This window comes from Vibrio sp. J2-4 (genome assembly GCF_021728155.1).
GTDB lineage: Bacteria > Pseudomonadota > Gammaproteobacteria > Enterobacterales > Vibrionaceae > Vibrio > Vibrio diabolicus.
In genome coordinates, this window is the sequence record NZ_JAKKCN010000002.1 from 634,573 (window position 1) to 652,713 (window position 18,141).

Here is an 18,141-nt window from a genome sequence, read left to right on the forward strand (position 1 = left end):
GTAAAAAAAACCAGAGCTCCGGCTCTGGTTTTTTGTATTCGCTATCGAATTAGTGAATGTTGTAAGCGATCACAAAGTCGATAAAGAGACGAACTTTCTCTGGCAGGTGATCTTTGTGGTTGTAAAGCATATAAATGTCGCGCGGGTTTGCACTCCAATCTGGCAGTATGCGTACCAAATCGCCGCTTTCGATGTATTCTTTGATCATGACATCTGGCATTAGCGTGATGCCTAAACCTTCGGAACAAGCACTGCGTACTACATTTAGTGCATTCGCCTGAAAGCGACCACGATCAACGTTTACGACAGACTCGCCTTTGCTATTAATTAAGGTCCACTTGATAAGAGGGTAGCCTTTTAGCAATGAATGGTTAGAGAGCTCTTCTGCGTGGTTTGGTGCTGGATTCGAGGCAAGGTAGTCAGGACTTGCGACAAGAATATCCTTCACTTCGCCAATCTTACGTGCGATCAGGCTAGAATCACGTTGGGGCCCCACTCGAAAAATGACATCCCATTCAGTAGGGTCAAGCTTGTCTGCATTATTTTCTGTCGTTAGTTCGATATTGATGTCCGGATACTGCTTCATAAAGCTGTTGAACATCGGCATCATCATGCGCTTAGTTAAGTTATAAGGCGCCGATATCTTAATCTTGCCTGATGCTCCTCGGCAGTCGTCAGTGATTTCCTCTGCTGCCGTGGTTAGCCTTTGTAGCAAAGGAGAGCACTCATGGTAAAAACGTTCCCCGGCTTCTGTAAGCGAGAGTTTGCGAGCGTGACGGTTCAACAGTCGAAGATTGACAGAGTCTTCTAGCGCTTGAATGCGTCGGGTGATGGTCGCAACCGGGATCATGGTTTTTCGCGAAGTTGCGGTGTAGCTCCCATTTTCGACAACCAGTCGAAACAGGTTTAAGTCATCTAATTTCATATTTCCAGACACATTAAATTACCGATTACGGCTAATTTATAATTAACTTTGTGATCAAAGCTTGCTTTAAGTCAACATGTTGCATCATTTGAACACAGCAACCCTGTTTGAGTAAATACTGTTATACCCCGTAATATTTGTATAAACGCCGTTTTCAAGCTACGTTTTATAACAAGGCGGAACGGCCTCAAGTCTTGCTGCGCAACGTTTCGCCGGATGTAAACACAACAAAAATAATGACTTAATAATAAATCTGTTTTTTGACTTAGCTTTGTGAGGTGTAAAGGTATGTTTAAGACTCACAGTCAAACGGCAATGGTCTCGGCACAGGAAGTGGTTAATCAAAAACTAATTATGTTGGTAGATGATGATCCAATATTTCGTAAAGTAACCAATGCTTATTTAGAAAGTCAGGGTTTTAAAGTAGTAGAAGCTGAAAACGGCCTAGAGGCGCTTCAACAACTCAGGGAATGCCAACCCGATCTTATCTTGTGTGATTTATCGATGCCGGTATTAGATGGCATTGAATTCGTCGAAGAAGTCAGTCTTGAATATCCATACTTGCCGCTTATCGTGGTATCCGGCACGGATGAAATGTCCGATGTCGCGAAAGCGTTGCGATTTGGTATTAAAGATTTTCTTCCTAAACCGATAGGTAATTATGAGCACCTATCTCAGGCGATAGACAATACGCTCGAAGATACCGATAGCCATTTCTCCGAACAGCGAGACTTTTCAAGTCAGTGGTTCCGAGTCGATGACGGTGGCGAAATCCCAGATGAGCAAGAGCTTCACTGGCATCTAGAGTATTTGCAGCAGAACCCGAGTGCTGCAAGAGATTTATTGCATGCTCTATTGCCAGAGAAAGATGCTTCTCAAGGTGATTGGCGCTGCTCATACCGTTTATTGCAATCGACGGACGTTATGCCACTGGTGTTCGATTATCGTTGGTTAATGAATGGGCAATTTGCGTTCTATCTCGTTGACTCTGCTTCCCAGAGTAATGATGGTGTCGCGACGACATTGCTTGTTAGGGCTTTGTTTGACGATTACCTGCGTAATTTGAAGAGTTTCAGTGCTGATCTGAAGGATATGGTAGGGATCATTGAAAAAGGAATCGAGTGTTCAGAGTGCGCTGGTGCGGTTAATGCTGTATTTGGTGTCGCTGATCTGGCTTCGTCCTCCGTTTCTATCCTGCCTGCGGGTTTAGATAGCCATTGGTCTGACGGAAATACTAATCAACATATCGCGGCAGGTAACTGTTTAGGGGCAGGAAGTATGAAAAACTTCATAACCCGAGATTTACCGCTAGGTGTTGCTGGTCAGTTATCCATCGGTTGTTTAGGCTCTTCAAGTTTCAGCTTAAATATTGCCCGGAAATCACGACTGGTATAATTCTGACTTCATAACACAATAAGCAGCGTCTTGGCGCTGCTTATTGTCTTTTTAGAACCACAAAAAACAACAAATGCTCGAACAATAACCTTACTTTTTACTGGTGTTTAGATTTGGCTGTTTAAGGTATAGTCAACGCCTAAAACAATAATGACCCATTTGTGCAACGATAATTTAACGCTGTGCCTTGGGAGAAGCAAAGTCAACTAGTGAGAAGATACATCATGGCAGACAAAGATTTTAAAGAGCCTTATAATATTTTTTACTTTTTAGGTTTCATTGCAGTACTTTTAATTCCAACACTACCTGCAACGCTAACCTGGCTTCGTGTAATGAATGGTTACGCAGGCTTTTAATCTAGCTATTTTGTACCGGAGTTCACCATTCGTATTAAGCGTTACTTTTTCAATACCGTTGGTGGACTCTGTATTGTGCTCGGCATTGCCGGCATAGCCCTTCCGCTTTTACCCACCACTCCTTTCATTCTACTTGCTAGTGCATGTTTTATGCGTGGTAGCCCCGCATTTCATCATTGGCTACATAACCACAAAACGTTTGGGCCGATTCTCGATAATTGGCATAAGCACCGGGCTGTTACTTCAAAAGTAAAACAGCGTGGCGCCATTTTTATTGCACTTAGTTTCATGGTTTCAATCGTTGTTGTTCCCCTTGTTTGGGTGAAAATTGGTCTTTTAGTGATGCTAATCGTTTTACTCGGCTGGTTTATGCGTCTGCCTGTGATTGAGTTGGTTGCTGACAGAGAAGAAAATCACTAAGATTGTAGAGAATAGTGTGCCCGCTCTTCGAGTGGGCGTTTGTATTTTCAGCGCCTGTGACTCTTACGAAAATAAGCACATAGTGGTGAAAACCTATTGTTCGTTGCCCTCGTGATACTGCGATTAGAGAGGGCGATGAGCCAATCTAAGTAAATCGGTATTATGACTACAGAAACAATTTCACTGATCAAATCTAGCATCAAAAGCATCCAAGACTACCCAAAGCCAGGCATTCTATTTCGTGATGTGACGAGCCTTCTTGAAGACGCAAAAGCATACCAAGCGACGATCAACTTACTTGTTGAACGTTACAAAGATATGGGCTTTACCAAGGTTGTGGGTACGGAAGCTCGTGGCTTTTTATTTGGTGCGCCTTTAGCGCTTGAGCTAGGTGTTGGTTTTGTACCAGTACGTAAACCAGGCAAGCTACCACGTCCTACTGTTGCTCAATCTTATGAGCTTGAATACGGCGTTGATACACTAGAAATCCATACAGATGCCATCGTTGAAGGCGACAAAGTACTGGTTGTCGACGATTTATTGGCAACGGGCGGCACTATTGAAGCGACGACTAAGCTGATTCGCCAACTGGGCGGTGAAGTTGAGCACGCTGCGTTCGTTATCAACCTACCAGAAATCGGTGGTGATAAACGTTTAGAAGCACTAGGTCTAAACGTATACAGCATTTGCGATTTTGAAGGACATTAATACATTCAATGAGTTATTTAGCTTTAGCGCGAAAATGGCGTCCTAATCAGTTTGACCAAGTTGTCGGACAAAAACATGTCCTGACGGCGTTGGAAAACGCACTGGCGCAAAACCGTTTACACCATGCTTATCTGTTCAGCGGGACTCGTGGTGTGGGTAAAACGAGTATCGGTAGGTTGTTTGCCAAAGGCTTGAACTGCGAAACCGGTATTACCGCGACACCTTGTGGTAAGTGCGATACTTGTCGTGAAATTGATGAAGGTCGCTTTGTCGATCTTCTTGAAATCGACGCGGCATCACGTACTAAAGTTGAAGACACTCGCGAACTGTTAGACAACGTTCAATACAAACCTGCTCGTGGACGTTTTAAAGTGTACCTCATCGATGAGGTACACATGCTATCGCGTCACTCTTTCAATGCGTTGTTGAAAACCCTGGAAGAGCCGCCAGAGTATGTGAAGTTCTTACTCGCGACAACCGATCCACAAAAGCTGCCTGTTACTATATTGTCGCGTTGTCTACAGTTCCATCTCAAACCGATCAGCGTTGATGATATTCATCAGCAACTTGACTACATTTTGGGTCAAGAGCAAGTATCGGCAGAACCAAAAGCACTGGGTATGATTTCACATGCTGCAGATGGCAGTATGCGTGATGCTCTCAGCTTGACCGATCAAGCAATTGCTTTAGGTAACGGTGCGGTGCAAACTGATATTGTCAGCCACATGTTGGGGACGATTGATACCGACCAAGCGATTCACTTGCTGGAGTCAATCAGCAGCAAGCAACCTCAACAAGCCATGGATAAAATCCAGCAATTAGCAGCAAATGGTGTTGAGTGGGATGGTTTGTTGCAGCAAGTCGCAACACAGCTTCATCGAATTGCGATGTATCAAGCGCTGCCAGCGTCGCTAGACCGAGCGCAGCCAGATGCAGAAAAAATCGAGTTGTTGAGTAAAGCACTAAGTCCGCAAGACGTTCAGCTTTACTACCAAATTGCATTGAAAGGTCGTGAAGATTTGACTCTCTCGCCAAATGGGCGAGTCGGTCTGGAAATGATTGTGTTGCGTATGATGGCGTTCCGCCCATCAAATAACAGTGGGGCAAATGTTGTTTCTAGTAACTGCGAACCAGCTTCAGCCCCAGCTCAAAGTGCCAGTCAGCCAAAGACTGCACCAGCTCAGACAGTAGCTGCTCCTCGAACTCAGCAGCCGAGTCCTGCGCAAAGCACACCACAAGTGGCGCCTCAACCTTCATCCAATTCACAACCTGAGTATCACGCGAGTGGATATGAGACGGTTCCGCCACAGTATGATATGGCGCCGCCGATGAGCGAAAACCCAGCGCCGCAGCATGAAACGCCACCTCAACAAGTGCAAGAGAGCGTTTCAACACCGGCGCGCGGTGGTCTAAGCGGTTTACGTCACCAATTACGTTCTCAGCGTCAAGGCCTACAACAGAACACTCCTCAAAATGGTGGCTCAAAAAAGCCTAAAGCGGCATCTGCACAACCAGAATCGGTCATCGACCGAGTAGCGCAATTGCATGGCAATTCCGCGCAGGTGTCGCCAAACTCAGCTCCGAAGTCGACGGAGCCACAAGTTGAGGAAGCGTATCGCTGGCGTCCAAGTAAGCCTGTTGAGACAAAAGTGAATACAAAACTGACACCTACGCAGCTCAAGCAGGCACTTGAGCATGAGAAAACGCCTGAAATGGCACAAAAGCTCATCGATGAATCGTTAGAACATAATGAATGGGCGAAGCTAATCAGCTTAATGGAGATCCCTAAGCTGGTAGAGCAACTTGCGCTAAACTCTCATTATAGTAAGGAAGGAACAACCGTTTCGTTGCTATTGAGAAGCAGCCAAGCTCATTTGAATACAGATAGAGCTCAAGCCGAATTGCTTAAAGCACTTAATACCGTGTTAGGTGAAGAGTGCCACATGAGCATCGAAATAGGGGAGAGTGGAGAAACACCACTTGAACTTAGAGATAGGCTCTATCAAGAGAAATTACAGCAAGCTCTGAATAGTTTAGAAAACGATCCAAATGTTCAATTTATTGAACGTCGTTTTGCTGCAGAGCTTGATAAAGATAGTGTGCGCCCTATCTAATAATCGAATGGAATGGGGTTGAAAACCTAAGGTTATAACCCCATTAATTGATGCAACACCTCATTAAACCAGAGAGATAAACATGTTTGGTAAAGGCGGTATGGGCAACCTAATGAAGCAAGCCCAGCAAATGCAAGATCGCATGCAAAAGCTTCAAGAAGAAATCGCGAATATGGAAGTAACTGGCGAGTCTGGTGCTGGCCTAGTAAAAGTTACTATCACTGGTAGTCACAGCGTACGTCGTGTTGACATCGATGAAAGTTTGATGGAAGACGACAAAGAAATGCTTGAAGATCTGATCGCTGCGGCGTTCAACGATGCGGCCCGTCGTGTTGAAGAAACTCAAAAAGAGAAAATGGCTTCTGTAACTGGCGGTATGCAACTACCACCAGGTATGAAAATGCCATTCTAATCTGCTGATATTTAATTAAGCGGACTTTTAATGCGTACCAGTCATATGCTGGAGCAATTGATGGAGGCCTTACGTTGTCTACCTGGGGTTGGCCCCAAGTCGGCGCAGCGTATGGCCTTTCATTTGTTACAGCGCGATAGAAAAGGCGGTTTGCAACTTGCAGATGCGCTTAGCCAGGCAATGACAGAAATCGGTCACTGTACTGAGTGTCGAACCTTCACCGAAGAAGAAGTCTGTCATATTTGTACTAACCCAAAACGCCAAGAAAATGGTCAAATTTGTGTGGTAGAAAGCCCGGCAGACATTGCTGCAGTCGAAGCAACGGGCCAGTATTCTGGTCGATACTTTGTTCTTATGGGACATTTGTCACCACTAGACGGTATTGGTCCAAGTGATATTGGCCTGGATGTGCTGGATTACCGCTTACGTCGCGGTGATATAGCCGAAGTGATTTTGGCAACAAACCCGACGGTTGAAGGCGAAGCCACTGCACATTACATCGCAGAGCTATGTAAAGAACACCAAGTTGATGCCAGCCGCATCGCGCATGGTGTGCCTGTCGGTGGAGAACTTGAGCTTGTCGATGGCACGACGTTGTCACACTCGCTGTTAGGTCGACACAGAATTTAATAAAAAGCCGCTGAATTCAGCGGCTTTTTTGACCTTGTGAGTTGAGAACGATTAATCGTTCGATTCTTTACCAAGAAGGTTTTTGTAGATAACTGCACCAAGTACACCACCCAAAATAGGCGCAACCCAGAACAGCCATAATTGAGAAACTGCCCAGTCACCAACGTACATTGCGACTGCTGTACTACGAGCCGGGTTTACTGAGGTATTTGTGACAGGAATGCTGATCAGGTGAATAAGAGTCAGACACAAACCAATCGCAATAGGTGCAAAACCTTGAGGTGCACGTTTGTCTGTCGCCCCCATGATTACGATAAGGAACATCATCGTCATTACAACTTCAGAAACTAGCGCAGCAAGCATGGAGTACTGACCCGGCGAGTGTTCACCATAACCATTGGCGGCAAAGCCAGAACCCACAACATCGAATCCAGCTTGTCCTGTCGCGATGACATAAAGAATGCCACCAGCGATCAGCCCGCCGAGCACTTGTGCGATGATGTAAGGCGCAACGTCTTTTGTCTCAAAACGACCGCCAGCCCAAAGACCGACCGTCACTGCCGGGTTCAAGTGACAACCTGAAATATGACCGATTGCAAATGCCATGGTTAAAACGGTTAAACCAAAGGCCAGAGCAACGCCCAGCAGACCAATACCCACGTCTGGGAAACCTGCAGCCAACACAGCGCTACCGCAACCGCCTAATACTAGCCAGAACGTACCAAAAGCCTCTGCTAAATACTTGTTCATGTTATTTCCTAATTTCTACTTAAATGACCCGCTGAACATAGTCGAGAATTGTCAATTAAGTGTGAGGGAGATCGCGTAAAGACTGCAAATAGGACGGTACGTGGCAAGAATTCTCAAGGATGAGAGAAAAGCAGGGAGAGGATAGGTTGAATCTTAAGGTTGCCTTGGCCATCACTACCTGAGTAACAGCCAAGGCTACGTAGGTTTTAGCTAAATGCGACGAAAGGCGATACGCACAACAAAATACCAGTCGCAATAATCAAGTAAAGCGACGCGCCTTTGTATTTGTGTAAAGAAGGCACTTGGTAGACAAGGTAAGCTGGAATCAAACAGCCAATCAAACCAAAGATAGGGCTACATACTGATGTGAAGCTCAGAACTGGTAGATTCAATACAATTGCACCCCACGCCATGAGAATCGCAAAGAGAATGATTCCCTTGGTGACCAAGTCTTTGTTGATTTTCTCTTCAGGCATGACCTTTTTTAGAGCCAGCATCGCTAGACCTTGGCAAGAATCGCGGAAACCTAAGTACACGCCAAAAAACGCAGTCATTACTGAGAAAATATTCAGCATCAAACTCATTAGTTTTAGCGTCGTGCCGTCCATACCTTGCGCAACCATCGCAAGAGCAGAGATGTTCTCTTCTGCTGCTTTAACCGCTTGTTCATGTGACATCGCAAGCGTAAAGGAAATCGCGTAGAAGAAGACGGTCACAAACAAGATACCGAAAGCAATTTTCATTGCGCGCATGGCTTTAAAGCGAGCAACCTCAATCGATTTTTCTTTTGAGCGGTATGAGATCACCATTGGGCTCAAGCTTTGAATGAAGAGAATAGACGTTAGAGTAAACGGCAGTAGCTCAATTGCATCTTTCAAACCAGCGCCTGTTTCTGGAATTGCACCGACATTCGCTACATCCCATTTTTCGATCATCATGACGCCAAGTAATGCAACGGTACAAAGTTTAATCAGTACAAGACCAGTACTGACCTTAAACAAAATCTTTTCACCACGAGATGCGATAGCGACCAGCGCGCACACTAAAGCCAGACCATATAGCGGGTTTTCAGACAATAAACCTTCCGTGATGCCAAAACTATGTAGGAAAGATGCCGAGTCATTGTTGATGGCTGTTGAGTAAACAAAGACCCAAATCACCAACATGATGAAGTAGAGCACACCTAATAACGCCCCCCATTTGTTACCAAGGTAACCGGAAATGACGCCAGCGTAATCTTGGCACTTTGGTGAACTTGAGAGAGTGTTGATGAAAAGGCGTTGGAACAAGTACATCGCTGGATAGCCGATCACGGCAGAGGCCAAGAATACCCAAAGGCCCAATACGCCTACTTTTACTGGTAAAAAGACAATACCGGCACCGATTGCCATGCCGATACTCATGATCACCCATCCCCAGTCTGTGCTATCAAACTTGATCGCGGCTTTCCACTCATCTAGGGCCATGCCTGCTTTTACGTGCGGTGGCTCTTTACCGATAGGTAAGGTTTGTGTAGGTACTGTCACGCTCATTTTATTGTTTCTCTTGTTAGTATGAATTTTTCTCAAATTTAATTGAGAAAATGCATATCACCAATTTTTTTGTGGAAAATTCAGATAAATTTGAGATCTTGGCGAAGAAGTTCAAATAAATTGGAGTTTTTAACGAATTTTGTGATCTTATCTAGTTGTTTGATTCATATTTAATTGAAAAAATAACGCTAATACGGAAGTTGAATTAGAAACTTCTTAATAAAAAATAAAATTTATGTGAGGATTTAAAAATGAAAAAATTGATTTCATCTGAACACGCGCCTGCTGCTATCGGACCTTATTCACATGGCACTAGCTATGGCGATTTGATTTTTACTTCTGGCCAATTACCCGTTGATAAGGCAACAGGAAAAGTCGTTGAAGGCGGCATCAGTGCACAAAGTCATCAATCTCTTACTAACTTGAAGCACGTTTTAGAGGCTGGTGGTGGCAGTATCGATACTGTTTTAAAAACAACGTGTTACCTATCGAATATTAATGACTTTGCCGAGTTTAACAAGGTCTACGCAGAGTTTTTCCAACAAGATTGTCCAGCACGCAGTTGCTTCGCAGTGAAAGATTTACCTCTTGGCGTGTTAATTGAAGTCGAAGCGATTGCTCGTAAAAAGTAATACGGAGAACAGAGCATGAACCAGCAATGGACACAATATATCCAAATCATTAAGCAAGTCGTGAAACCTGCATTAGGATGTACAGAACCCATTGCTGCTGCGTACGCGGCAGCAGTTGCTAGAAAAGAGTTGGGCGCATCCGATATTGATGCGATAGAGGTGCGTGTTTCAGACAACCTATTTAAAAACTCGATGTGTGTTTTCGTACCCGGAACGGGCAAGATAGGCCTCAAAATTGCCGCCTCAGTTGGTGCATTAGCCGGTGACCCAACAGCAGAACTGGAAGTGTTGGCTCGGATTAATGAGCAGGATGTCGCTGCTGCGCAACAATTGATAGATGAAGAGCGAGTAACCATAGCGCGTATGGATACGCAAGAATTCATTTATTGCAACGTAACGCTCACCTCTGGTGACGATGTTGTTTCGGTCACGATCAGTGGCGGTCACACCAACATTCTTCAGATCATGCGTAATGGCGACGTGATTTTTGATGCCCCATCACAGCAACGCGTTGCGACCGCTTCCATTTGTGAAGGTGTGGATATTTCGATCAAACAAATCTATGAGTTTGCCACTCAAGCGCCTTTTGAAGAGATCAAATTCATTCTCCAAGCAGCAGAGCTTAATACCTTGCTCGCTCAAGAGGGTATCGACCGAGGCTATGGCCTAGAAATTGGACGCACGCTAAAAGGCAACATCGAGCAAGGCTTATTGGGCAATGACTTAATGAGTCGCATACAGATGATGACATCCGCGGCGTCTGATGCTCGCATGGGAGGGGCGACGTTGCCAGCCATGAGCAATTTCGGCAGTGGGAACCAAGGTATTGCCGCTACAATGCCAGTTGTAGTTGCGGCAGAAGCATTTCAAAACGACGAAGAACAGCTGGCTCGCGCGTTGATCATGAGTCATTTAGGGGCTATTTACATCAAATCTTATTACCCACCGTTATCCGCATTTTGTGGCAACACTGTTACCAGTGCGGCGGCATCTATGGCGCTGGTGTATTTAGCTGGTGGTACATTCGAGCAATCATGCTACGCCATTCAAAACGTCATCAGCGACAGTTCAGGTATGGTGTGCGATGGTGCGAAGTCCTCTTGTGCGATGAAAGTGTGTACTTCATCGACAACGGCGGTGCGCTCATATTTGATGGCGATGGGTAACCACAGTGTTAAGAATCAAGGTATAGTAGGCGAAGAAGTTGAGCAAACGATAAGAAATGTAGGCTCAATGGTTCGTTTCGGTATGCCGTATACTGACAAATCTATTATCGATATTATGTCGGCCTAACCTCCAGTTTTTGCTAAGGGAAGTAACATTGCTACTAAAGAAACTCACCAAGAGTGATCTCGATATTTTGAACTCTATGAAAAACGTCGTGGATGGCATTGCACGCATGTATGGTGAACACACTGAAGTGGTTCTCCACAGCTTAGATGCCGAAGCGCCGGAAATCATCAAAATCGCAAACGGGCACGTGACGGAACGCAGTGAAGGTGCCCCAATTACCAACTTAGCGAGAATGAAGTTAAGAGAGGGCAAGGACGTTTCTGATTCGTACCTGACGAAAACGTCGAACGGAAAGACCTTGCACTCCATTACGACCATTGTCAGAAATCCAAAAAACAAACCGATTGGTTTGCTGTGTATCAACGTGGATATGGATGCACCGATGCAGGCGTTTTTAAAGGCAATGCTGCCTCAGCAACACTCCGAGTGTTGTGTTGGTGGTGCTCGCTCACCAGAAACGTTTGCGCGTAATATCGATGAAACCATCATCAGCACGATAGAAACCGTACAAACAGAAGTGTGGGAAAATGAAGCCATTGCGCCTTCTAAACGTAACCGTGAACTGGTGACGCGACTGCACGGCTTGGGCATTTTTAAATACAAAGATGCTGTTTTAATGGTTGCAAACCATCTTGGCATTTCGCGCGATACCATCTACTTGTATTTGCGAGAGCTTGGTAACGACTAAACGGGGGCTCTGAATAGATTAAGTAAGTTGCTCTAGCTCAGTGATGTTGTCGAGCGCTTCTTGGTTGGTTTTGCCACACACAACCGGACACGGTTTAAAATCGTGACAAACGTTAGGGCGCTCAGGCTTACCAAACAGCTTACACAAATTATCATCGTTGAGTTGTACGCAACGAACACCTGCTGGTTTGCCCTTGGGCATTCCAGGTATCGGTGAAGAGATACTTGGCGCAATACAGCAAGCTCCGCATCCTAGTCGACAATCCATAATGTAAACCTCTTAAAAATTGAGGGGCAATTATGGTCATTTTGACGTGGATTGGAAGAGTCGCCTAAGAAAAAATAAAAAGGAGCACTCAATAGAGTGCTCCTTTTGGCTTCTAAACCGTTGTGATCATCTCAAGAAGCGGTTGTAAACAAACAGCAGAATAAATGCGCCTAGCGTTGCGGTGATTATGCTACCGATATTTACGCCAGTTGCCCCGCCGAAACCCAGAATACCGCCAAGAAAGCCGCCGACAAACGCCCCAGCAATACCGAGTAGCATTGTCGCAATCCAGCCACCCCCATCTTTTCCTGGCATGAGCCATTTTGCGAGTGCACCGGCGATTAAGCCCAAAATAATCCAAGAAATAATACCCATGAAAACTCCTTAATGCCTTCTTGATCAATTGAGTAATGGAAACTTGTTTAAGGATAGAACAGTAAAGCGAAAGTAGTTGAATATCTCTACTGTTATGTGTGAATGATTCGAGATCTTCTCAAAACTTGAACTTTTGCGTCGAGAGGGGTATAAATCGCCCCCTAAATTCCCTTGGTGAGACCTGAAGTATGAGCACTCCATTTTGGCAAAGTAAATCGTTAGAGCAGATGACAGAAGAGGAATGGGAATCTCTCTGTGATGGTTGTGGTAAATGTTGCCTGCATAAGCTAATGGACGAAGATACCGATGAAATCTATTACACCAATGTGGCCTGTAGCTGGCTAAATAGCAAAACGTGTTCTTGTAAGGATTACCCAAATCGTTTTACTTCGGGTGAAGAGTGCACCAAGCTGACGCGCGAAGACATCGACGATTTTACTTGGCTGCCGCATACGTGCGCTTACCGCCTGTTGGCTGAAAAGCAGCCTTTACCAGAATGGCATCCGTTGATTACGGGCTCGAAATCTGCGATGCACGCGGCGGGCGAAAGTGTCCGCAATAAAGTGGTATACGAGATTGATGTGGTGGATTGGGAAGACCATATTCTGAATCACCCCAATCGCCCTAGTTAAATTTACACAAGCCTTTCATCTAATAATGAAAGGCTTGTTTGTTATTGGGTTTCTCAACTTTGACGCCCAACTAACGAAATGCTGCTCAGTTTATTATTTAGTGTTGTAAACTTAGGTATATAATTTCAAGGCTTTACACTTCTATTCTTGGTCGTTTTGATCAGAACTGTTCCCTAAGAGGTAAACATGACGTTTCATTTCCCCCAGAAAATACGCCTGACATCTTGGGTGGCATTATTCACGCTCATCCTCGGTATGATGACCCCTATGGTCATCAATGCGAAAGATATTCAGGATACGCCAGAGCCCTCTGCTGCCGAAACTTCTATTGATAACTTGAATCGAGAAATTGTGGATTTATCCCAAGGTCTCTCGCAAGCGAGTGGTGATGAGCGCGACGCGCTTCAACTACAGCTGTTCCAAAAAAATGAAGAGTTAAGAAGTCAGTTAGCATCAGCGATTGAACGTGAAACTATCCCTCACGACAAATTGATCTCCTTGGTTAAAAAGCAGGAAAAATACTCTGAGGACGCCACGAACTATCTGTCGGAAAAAATAAAGAAAGTCGTTGAAGATTTAAATAAAGCCAAGGATGAAGAGAAACTTGCTCTTGTTAATGATTACCGAGAGTTACAGCATTACCTCGATGTCAGCTTCGATTCAAGTTGGCAAAACCTTGCTTGGCTGAAAGAGTTAGGGGCTCAAAATGAGCGCGCAGAAGCGGAACTAAAGGATAAAGTTGATAAACGTATGCGTTTGCTGTCTGCCTCAATTGAGTACTTGAGCCAGCAAAGTGAAATCATCGGCTCTCAACTTTCGTCAAGCCCTGAATCGGAAAAAGCGTCACTGCAGCTTAGTCAGCTTATTACTAAACAAAGACTGAATATTGCGACGGAAAGCCTACGCAATTTAATTTCGATTGGCGATAAAGTCGGTTTAGAAACGTCCGAATACAAACGCCAAATTTTCGAAGTGACAGGGAATATCACCCATGACTTGCTGAATACCAAAGTAGTGTGGTCAATACTGAGCCATTGGTCCAACTCTGCGCTAGACTGGTTTGCCGAAAATGCGCCGCAGCACATTTTCCAGTTGTTTGTATTTGCGCTGATTTTATTGATCGCTCGTGGGCTCGCGAAGTTAACGCGCAAAGTGGTCAGCAAGGCGGTTTCATCGAAAAACTTAAAGCTCTCACACTTGATGCAGGATTTCTTTATATCAATGTCCGGCAAATTCGTGTGGGTGATTGGTATCATGGTGGGCCTATCTCAGCTTGGATTGAACCTAGCACCGATCCTAACTGGTTTTGGTATTGCTGGTGTGATTATCGGCTTCGCTTTGCAAGACACCTTGTCCAACTTCGCGGCGGGTATGATGTTGCTTATTTACCGCCCATTTGATGTTGGTGACTTTGTGTATGCTGGTGGCGTGGATGGTAAGGTAAGCCATATGAGTTTGGTGAACACCACAATCCGTACGTTTGATAACCAAATTATTATTGTACCTAACAGTAAAATTTGGGGAGATGTGATTAAGAACGTCACACACGAGCGCATTCGCCGTGTGGATATGGTGTTTGGCATTGGCTATGCGGATGACTTGCTGAAAGCCGAGTCAGTGCTGTCTGATATCATTACTTCTCACCCTGCAGTACTTCGTACACCAGAGCCGATGATCAAAGTGCATACGTTAAACACATCATCTGTAGACTTTATTGTTCGTCCTTGGGTAAAAACTGATGATTATTGGGACGTGTATTGGGATGTGACAAAAGAAGTGAAACTGCGCTTTGACCGAGAAGGCATTTCGATTCCTTTCCCACAACAAGATGTGCATTTGCACATGGTAGAGAAGCAAGACGCGTAATCACAGCCACAACAGTACGAAAAGGCACTCTAGTAAAGAGTGCCTTTTTATTTGCATTAAGCGGTGTTTTTACAGTTCGTTAAAGAACGCTAATTTCGGTTCGCATTCTAACAAGTTGTCGATTTGGCTAATCAAAAGAGAAAAGTGTTCTGTTTTACCATGAAGATCGAACGCTTGTTGGTCTTTAAATTGCTCTTGAAAAACGAAGTGGCACGCATTGTCTTTATCTTGGAATAACTGATAACGAACACAACCTTCCTCATTGCGAGTGGGTTCAAGTACTCGGGTGAGCACTGCTTTCAGTTCTTGTTCTTTTCCCGGTTGTGCGTGAAAGGTAGCAGTCAAGTGAATCATGATGTTTACTCTTTTTGTTATAGGTAACGCCCTTGGCGTTGTAAGAACTCAATTTTGTAACCATCAGGATCAGTCACAAAAAAGAACGTTGCCAAATGCTTTTGTTGGTGATCAAAAGCTTTGATGTCACCCGCTTCAATACCGAGAGATTTAATGCGTTTGTGAGTTTGTTCGATGTCCTCTACGCTGACAGCAAGGTGACCGTAGCCTGAGCCGTGAGTGTAAGGCTCAGTTTGATCGTGATTGTGTGTCAACTCTAATTCAAAGCCAGTTTCTTCGTTGGCTAGATAGGTCAGAGAAAAACCATCAAAGATGTATTGGTCTTTGATTTCTAGCTCTAGTACGTCGCGGTAAAATTGTAGAGAACGGTCCAGATCGCTGACTCGGATCATGGTGTGAATCATTTTTGTCATGGGTACTCCTTGATAGTCCGCATAGGTTAGCGAGTTCAAAAGGAGTCTGGGTAGTACTCTAGTACGACAAATTAGAACATGCTCAATGGCTTACAACTCTGTTGCATAGCCTATGAGGGTTATTGGTAGGTTGGTCAGTGGTTGGTTGTTATTAAGTGTTTAGTTGTGTCAGTGCTTGACGAATCGTCTCTTTAGGCTGGCGAGCGTAAGTGAGACAGGCGCAGCGAAGTAGGGAGGCAAAGTTGTTTACTTCACCATTGTATTCGAGCGCTTCTTGATAGACCGTACTAATAAACTTAGGAACAGTCATGTTTTGAGCGTTAGCAATTTCCTCAAGAATCGTCCAAAAGCTTGCTTCAAGTTTTACACTTGTGGCGTGACCATCAATACGGATAGAGCGGGTGATGAACTGATAGTTGTCTTGGGGCTGCTTAGCAAATATTTCGCACATTTTCTTCATTCATATAATCAAAGACCTATAATTATTGAGGTTTATTGTTTAAAACGTCAACTATTTTCATGCATAAAAAAACGCTCCCTTACGAGAGCGTTTGAACATCACGAGTCGTGAAGTAAGTGCAAGCCGATTATTTGATTTGTTGCTTTAAGTACTCACCTAACTGAGAGTGGTGCATGATTTTTGATACCGGAAGGATAGTTTCTGCCGGCCCCCAAGCAAATACGTTGACTGGGGTATGCGTATGAGTACCCGTTCCCCATACTGTGTTTTGCTTTGTTGCATGCTCACGAGCTAGCAAGTTGCCACGGTCGTTGTAAGGAAAGAACGCATCAAAGTCATTGATTGTCGGAACGTTCTCTTCGCTTAAGTATTTGTGTCCAGCGAGTCGGTATGGATTTGGTTTACTTGCTAATACGCGTTCTGCTTGCTCAGGCGTAATCGAAAAAGCGCTATTTGCATTCACAATTTCTGCAAACTTCTCTGGTGTTTGAGCTTTCTTATCAAGCGCTTGGAATTCGCTGATCATACCGTAGTAGCTTTTCTTCTGGTTGTATAAACCATCGAGGATTTCGAACTGACCAAAGTTGAAGTTTGGCGCGTAATCTTGATTTTTGAATGCTTCGCCGTCGCGTTTTTGCGGTTTAGGCAAGTTTGCTGATGAGTAACTAAAGCCGAAAGAACCGGTCTCGTGGTCAGCGGTAACAATGATCAGTGTGTCATCACGGCCTTTTGCCCACTCATAAACCGAGTCTACCGCTTCGTCGAACTTGATCATTTCATGCAGCATCGTACCCGCATCGTTACTGTGGCCAGCCCAGTCAATTTGACCGCCTTCAACCATTAAGAAAAAGCCGTCTTTGTCTTTTGAAAGGATGTCGATTGCTTTGGTGGTCATTTCTTTCAGTGATGGCTGCGTACGTTTTGGATCGTTTTTGCTTTGACTGTAGGCAATACCATCGTTCATGCCCGAGTAAGCAAAAAGTCCAAGTAATTTGTCACCTTTAGCTTGTGTGAGCATATCGCGGCTGAAAGCCAGGTTGTAACCTTGGTCTTGCGCCTCAGTAAGCAAGTTGCGCTCATCTTTACGTTTCGACTTTAGGTAGACATTACCTTCAGTGAGCTTTTCAAGTTGCTCGTATGTCTCTCCCTTGTCGTTTGTCGACTTTGGAATCCAATGACGAAGTCCGCCAGACATCATCACGTCTACGCCAGTTTCTAGCATGTCCGCCGCAATACTGTTTTCTAGAGAACGGTGTGGTTGATGAGCGGCAAATGCGGCTGGCGTTGCATGAGTCATACGTGTATCAGAGACGAGACCCGTAGCCTTACCTTTGCTTTTGGCTTTTTCCAAAATGGTTTCAACGTGGTTGCCTTGGCTATCAATGCCAATGACTTCAGAAGCGGTAGGTATTCCTGTTGCTAGCATCGTTGCGGAGCACGCAGAGTCGACGACAATCGCGTCTTCTGGATTGGTCAGTGATGATCCAATCACACCTTCTTGAGCGAGTTTATACAAAGCGGTAGTTTCGCCTTGGTAAATCGAGTTAGGTGCGTGTTTGGCGTAAGTCTCTAGTAGACCAACTTGTTGAGGCCCCATGCCATCGCCGATCATCAAAATAACGTTTTTGATTTCGGCCGAGAGTGCATTAAAAGAGAGGGTTGATGCTGCCACTGCGGTAACGATTGGAGATACTAAGCGCTTCATTATATTTTCCTTGTTTATTGAAAGCGCTGGTATTAAAACAATGATTTATGACGATTTTGTGTCGGTAATAAAAGTTTAACTAAATTGTCGTCTTTGCTTGGGTTTGTAGAAAAAGTGAATCAACCTCTAACGTTTGTGAATTTAGAAAGAAGAAAGCCCACAAACGTGGGCTTGGATTACGCTTAGGAGTTGAAAGCATGGACTAAAGTTATCC

At 44.7% G+C, this 18,141-nt stretch carries 21 protein-coding genes; 12 read left to right on the top strand and 9 right to left on the bottom strand.

Translation table 11 applies throughout. The features are described 5' to 3' along the window. Positions 1-49: 49 nt before the first annotated feature. Entirely contained in the window at positions 50-925 is an 876-nt protein-coding gene (locus tag L3V32_RS08330; RefSeq protein WP_005397211.1) for a LysR family transcriptional regulator, read from the bottom strand. 288 nt (positions 926-1,213) lie between these two features. Here L3V32_RS08330 and L3V32_RS08335 point away from each other — a divergent pair, with 288 nt between their 5' ends. The 7 genes from L3V32_RS08335 (at position 1,214) to recR (ending at position 6,960) form a co-directional block, all read left to right on the top strand. After that, complete coding sequence (locus L3V32_RS08335; RefSeq protein ID WP_005397213.1) at positions 1,214-2,320, top strand: response regulator; 1,107 nt, start codon at positions 1,214-1,216, stop codon at positions 2,318-2,320. Positions 2,321-2,544: 224 nt separating this feature from the next. Then, entirely contained in the window at positions 2,545-2,676 is a 132-nt protein-coding gene (locus L3V32_RS26075; RefSeq protein WP_005380608.1) for a hypothetical protein, read from the top strand. Positions 2,677-2,709: 33 nt separating this feature from the next. Then, positions 2,710-3,096, top strand: a complete 387-nt coding sequence (locus tag L3V32_RS08340; protein WP_371131105.1) for a YbaN family protein — start codon at positions 2,710-2,712, stop codon at positions 3,094-3,096. A 162-nt stretch (positions 3,097-3,258) separates the two neighbouring features. Further along, positions 3,259-3,804, top strand: coding sequence for an adenine phosphoribosyltransferase (gene apt, locus L3V32_RS08345; RefSeq protein ID WP_005380615.1), 546 nt, complete (start codon positions 3,259-3,261; stop codon positions 3,802-3,804). 8 nt (positions 3,805-3,812) lie between these two features. Beyond that, on the top strand, positions 3,813-5,918 hold the full coding sequence (dnaX, locus tag L3V32_RS08350) for a DNA polymerase III subunit gamma/tau (RefSeq protein ID WP_152811815.1): 2,106 nt from the start codon (positions 3,813-3,815) through the stop codon (positions 5,916-5,918). A gap of 82 nt (positions 5,919-6,000) precedes the next feature. Further along, entirely contained in the window at positions 6,001-6,330 is a 330-nt protein-coding gene (locus L3V32_RS08355; RefSeq protein WP_005380618.1) for a YbaB/EbfC family nucleoid-associated protein, read from the top strand. 30 nt (positions 6,331-6,360) lie between these two features. Continuing rightward, complete coding sequence (gene recR, locus L3V32_RS08360) at positions 6,361-6,960, top strand: recombination mediator RecR (protein ID WP_031780610.1); 600 nt, start codon at positions 6,361-6,363, stop codon at positions 6,958-6,960. 51 nt (positions 6,961-7,011) lie between these two features. Here the strand turns inward: recR and aqpZ are convergent, their stop codons facing one another. Beyond that, positions 7,012-7,710, bottom strand: a complete 699-nt coding sequence (gene aqpZ, locus L3V32_RS08365; protein WP_053808790.1) for an aquaporin Z — start codon at positions 7,708-7,710, stop codon at positions 7,012-7,014. A gap of 206 nt (positions 7,711-7,916) precedes the next feature. Further along, a complete protein-coding gene (locus L3V32_RS08370) occupies positions 7,917-9,176 on the bottom strand; it encodes an amino acid permease (RefSeq protein WP_048625843.1) in 1,260 nt (419 codons plus the stop codon). Positions 9,177-9,493: 317 nt separating this feature from the next. Between L3V32_RS08370 and L3V32_RS08375 the strand changes: the two genes are divergently transcribed. Genes L3V32_RS08375 through L3V32_RS08385 form a run of 3 tightly spaced genes read left to right on the top strand, consistent with a single transcriptional unit; the run spans position 9,494 to position 11,855 of the window. Next, on the top strand, positions 9,494-9,874 hold the full coding sequence (locus L3V32_RS08375; protein ID WP_237284106.1) for a RidA family protein: 381 nt from the start codon (positions 9,494-9,496) through the stop codon (positions 9,872-9,874). A gap of 15 nt (positions 9,875-9,889) precedes the next feature. After that, positions 9,890-11,167, top strand: coding sequence for a serine dehydratase subunit alpha family protein (locus tag L3V32_RS08380; protein ID WP_237284107.1), 1,278 nt, complete (start codon positions 9,890-9,892; stop codon positions 11,165-11,167). A 28-nt stretch (positions 11,168-11,195) separates the two neighbouring features. Then, complete coding sequence (locus tag L3V32_RS08385) at positions 11,196-11,855, top strand: transcriptional regulator (protein ID WP_176319622.1); 660 nt, start codon at positions 11,196-11,198, stop codon at positions 11,853-11,855. 18 nt (positions 11,856-11,873) lie between these two features. Here L3V32_RS08385 and L3V32_RS08390 read toward each other — a convergent pair whose 3' ends face one another. Both L3V32_RS08390 and L3V32_RS08395 read right to left on the bottom strand, forming a co-directional pair. Continuing rightward, positions 11,874-12,122, bottom strand: coding sequence for a YkgJ family cysteine cluster protein (locus L3V32_RS08390; RefSeq protein ID WP_025574470.1), 249 nt, complete (start codon positions 12,120-12,122; stop codon positions 11,874-11,876). Positions 12,123-12,248: 126 nt separating this feature from the next. After that, positions 12,249-12,497 carry a GlsB/YeaQ/YmgE family stress response membrane protein gene (locus tag L3V32_RS08395; protein ID WP_005397239.1) on the bottom strand — a complete coding sequence of 83 codons (249 nt, stop codon included), beginning with the start codon at positions 12,495-12,497 and terminating at the stop codon, positions 12,249-12,251. 188 nt (positions 12,498-12,685) lie between these two features. Here L3V32_RS08395 and L3V32_RS08400 point away from each other — a divergent pair, with 188 nt between their 5' ends. Together L3V32_RS08400 and L3V32_RS08405 are read left to right on the top strand one after the other, a co-directional pair. Beyond that, the gene (locus tag L3V32_RS08400) at positions 12,686-13,129 is read left to right on the top strand and encodes a YcgN family cysteine cluster protein (RefSeq protein ID WP_109169778.1); all 444 of its coding nucleotides are present in this window, start codon (positions 12,686-12,688) and stop codon (positions 13,127-13,129) included. Between the two features lie 267 nt (positions 13,130-13,396). After that, the gene (locus L3V32_RS08405; RefSeq protein WP_012841550.1) at positions 13,397-14,995 is read left to right on the top strand and encodes a mechanosensitive ion channel family protein; all 1,599 of its coding nucleotides are present in this window, start codon (positions 13,397-13,399) and stop codon (positions 14,993-14,995) included. Positions 14,996-15,064: 69 nt separating this feature from the next. Here L3V32_RS08405 and L3V32_RS08410 read toward each other — a convergent pair whose 3' ends face one another. The 4 genes from L3V32_RS08410 to L3V32_RS08425 form a co-directional block, all read right to left on the bottom strand. After that, positions 15,065-15,349 (bottom strand): putative quinol monooxygenase, encoded by a 285-nt coding sequence (locus tag L3V32_RS08410; RefSeq protein ID WP_053808794.1) that lies wholly within the window; start codon positions 15,347-15,349, stop codon positions 15,065-15,067. A 17-nt stretch (positions 15,350-15,366) separates the two neighbouring features. Beyond that, positions 15,367-15,762 carry a VOC family protein gene (locus tag L3V32_RS08415; RefSeq protein WP_005397245.1) on the bottom strand — a complete coding sequence of 132 codons (396 nt, stop codon included), beginning with the start codon at positions 15,760-15,762 and terminating at the stop codon, positions 15,367-15,369. 151 nt (positions 15,763-15,913) lie between these two features. Next, complete coding sequence (locus L3V32_RS08420; protein ID WP_031780613.1) at positions 15,914-16,213, bottom strand: ribbon-helix-helix domain-containing protein; 300 nt, start codon at positions 16,211-16,213, stop codon at positions 15,914-15,916. 136 nt (positions 16,214-16,349) lie between these two features. Then, complete coding sequence (locus L3V32_RS08425) at positions 16,350-17,927, bottom strand: alkaline phosphatase (protein WP_134647269.1); 1,578 nt, start codon at positions 17,925-17,927, stop codon at positions 16,350-16,352. Between the last annotated feature and the right edge of the window lie 214 nt (positions 17,928-18,141).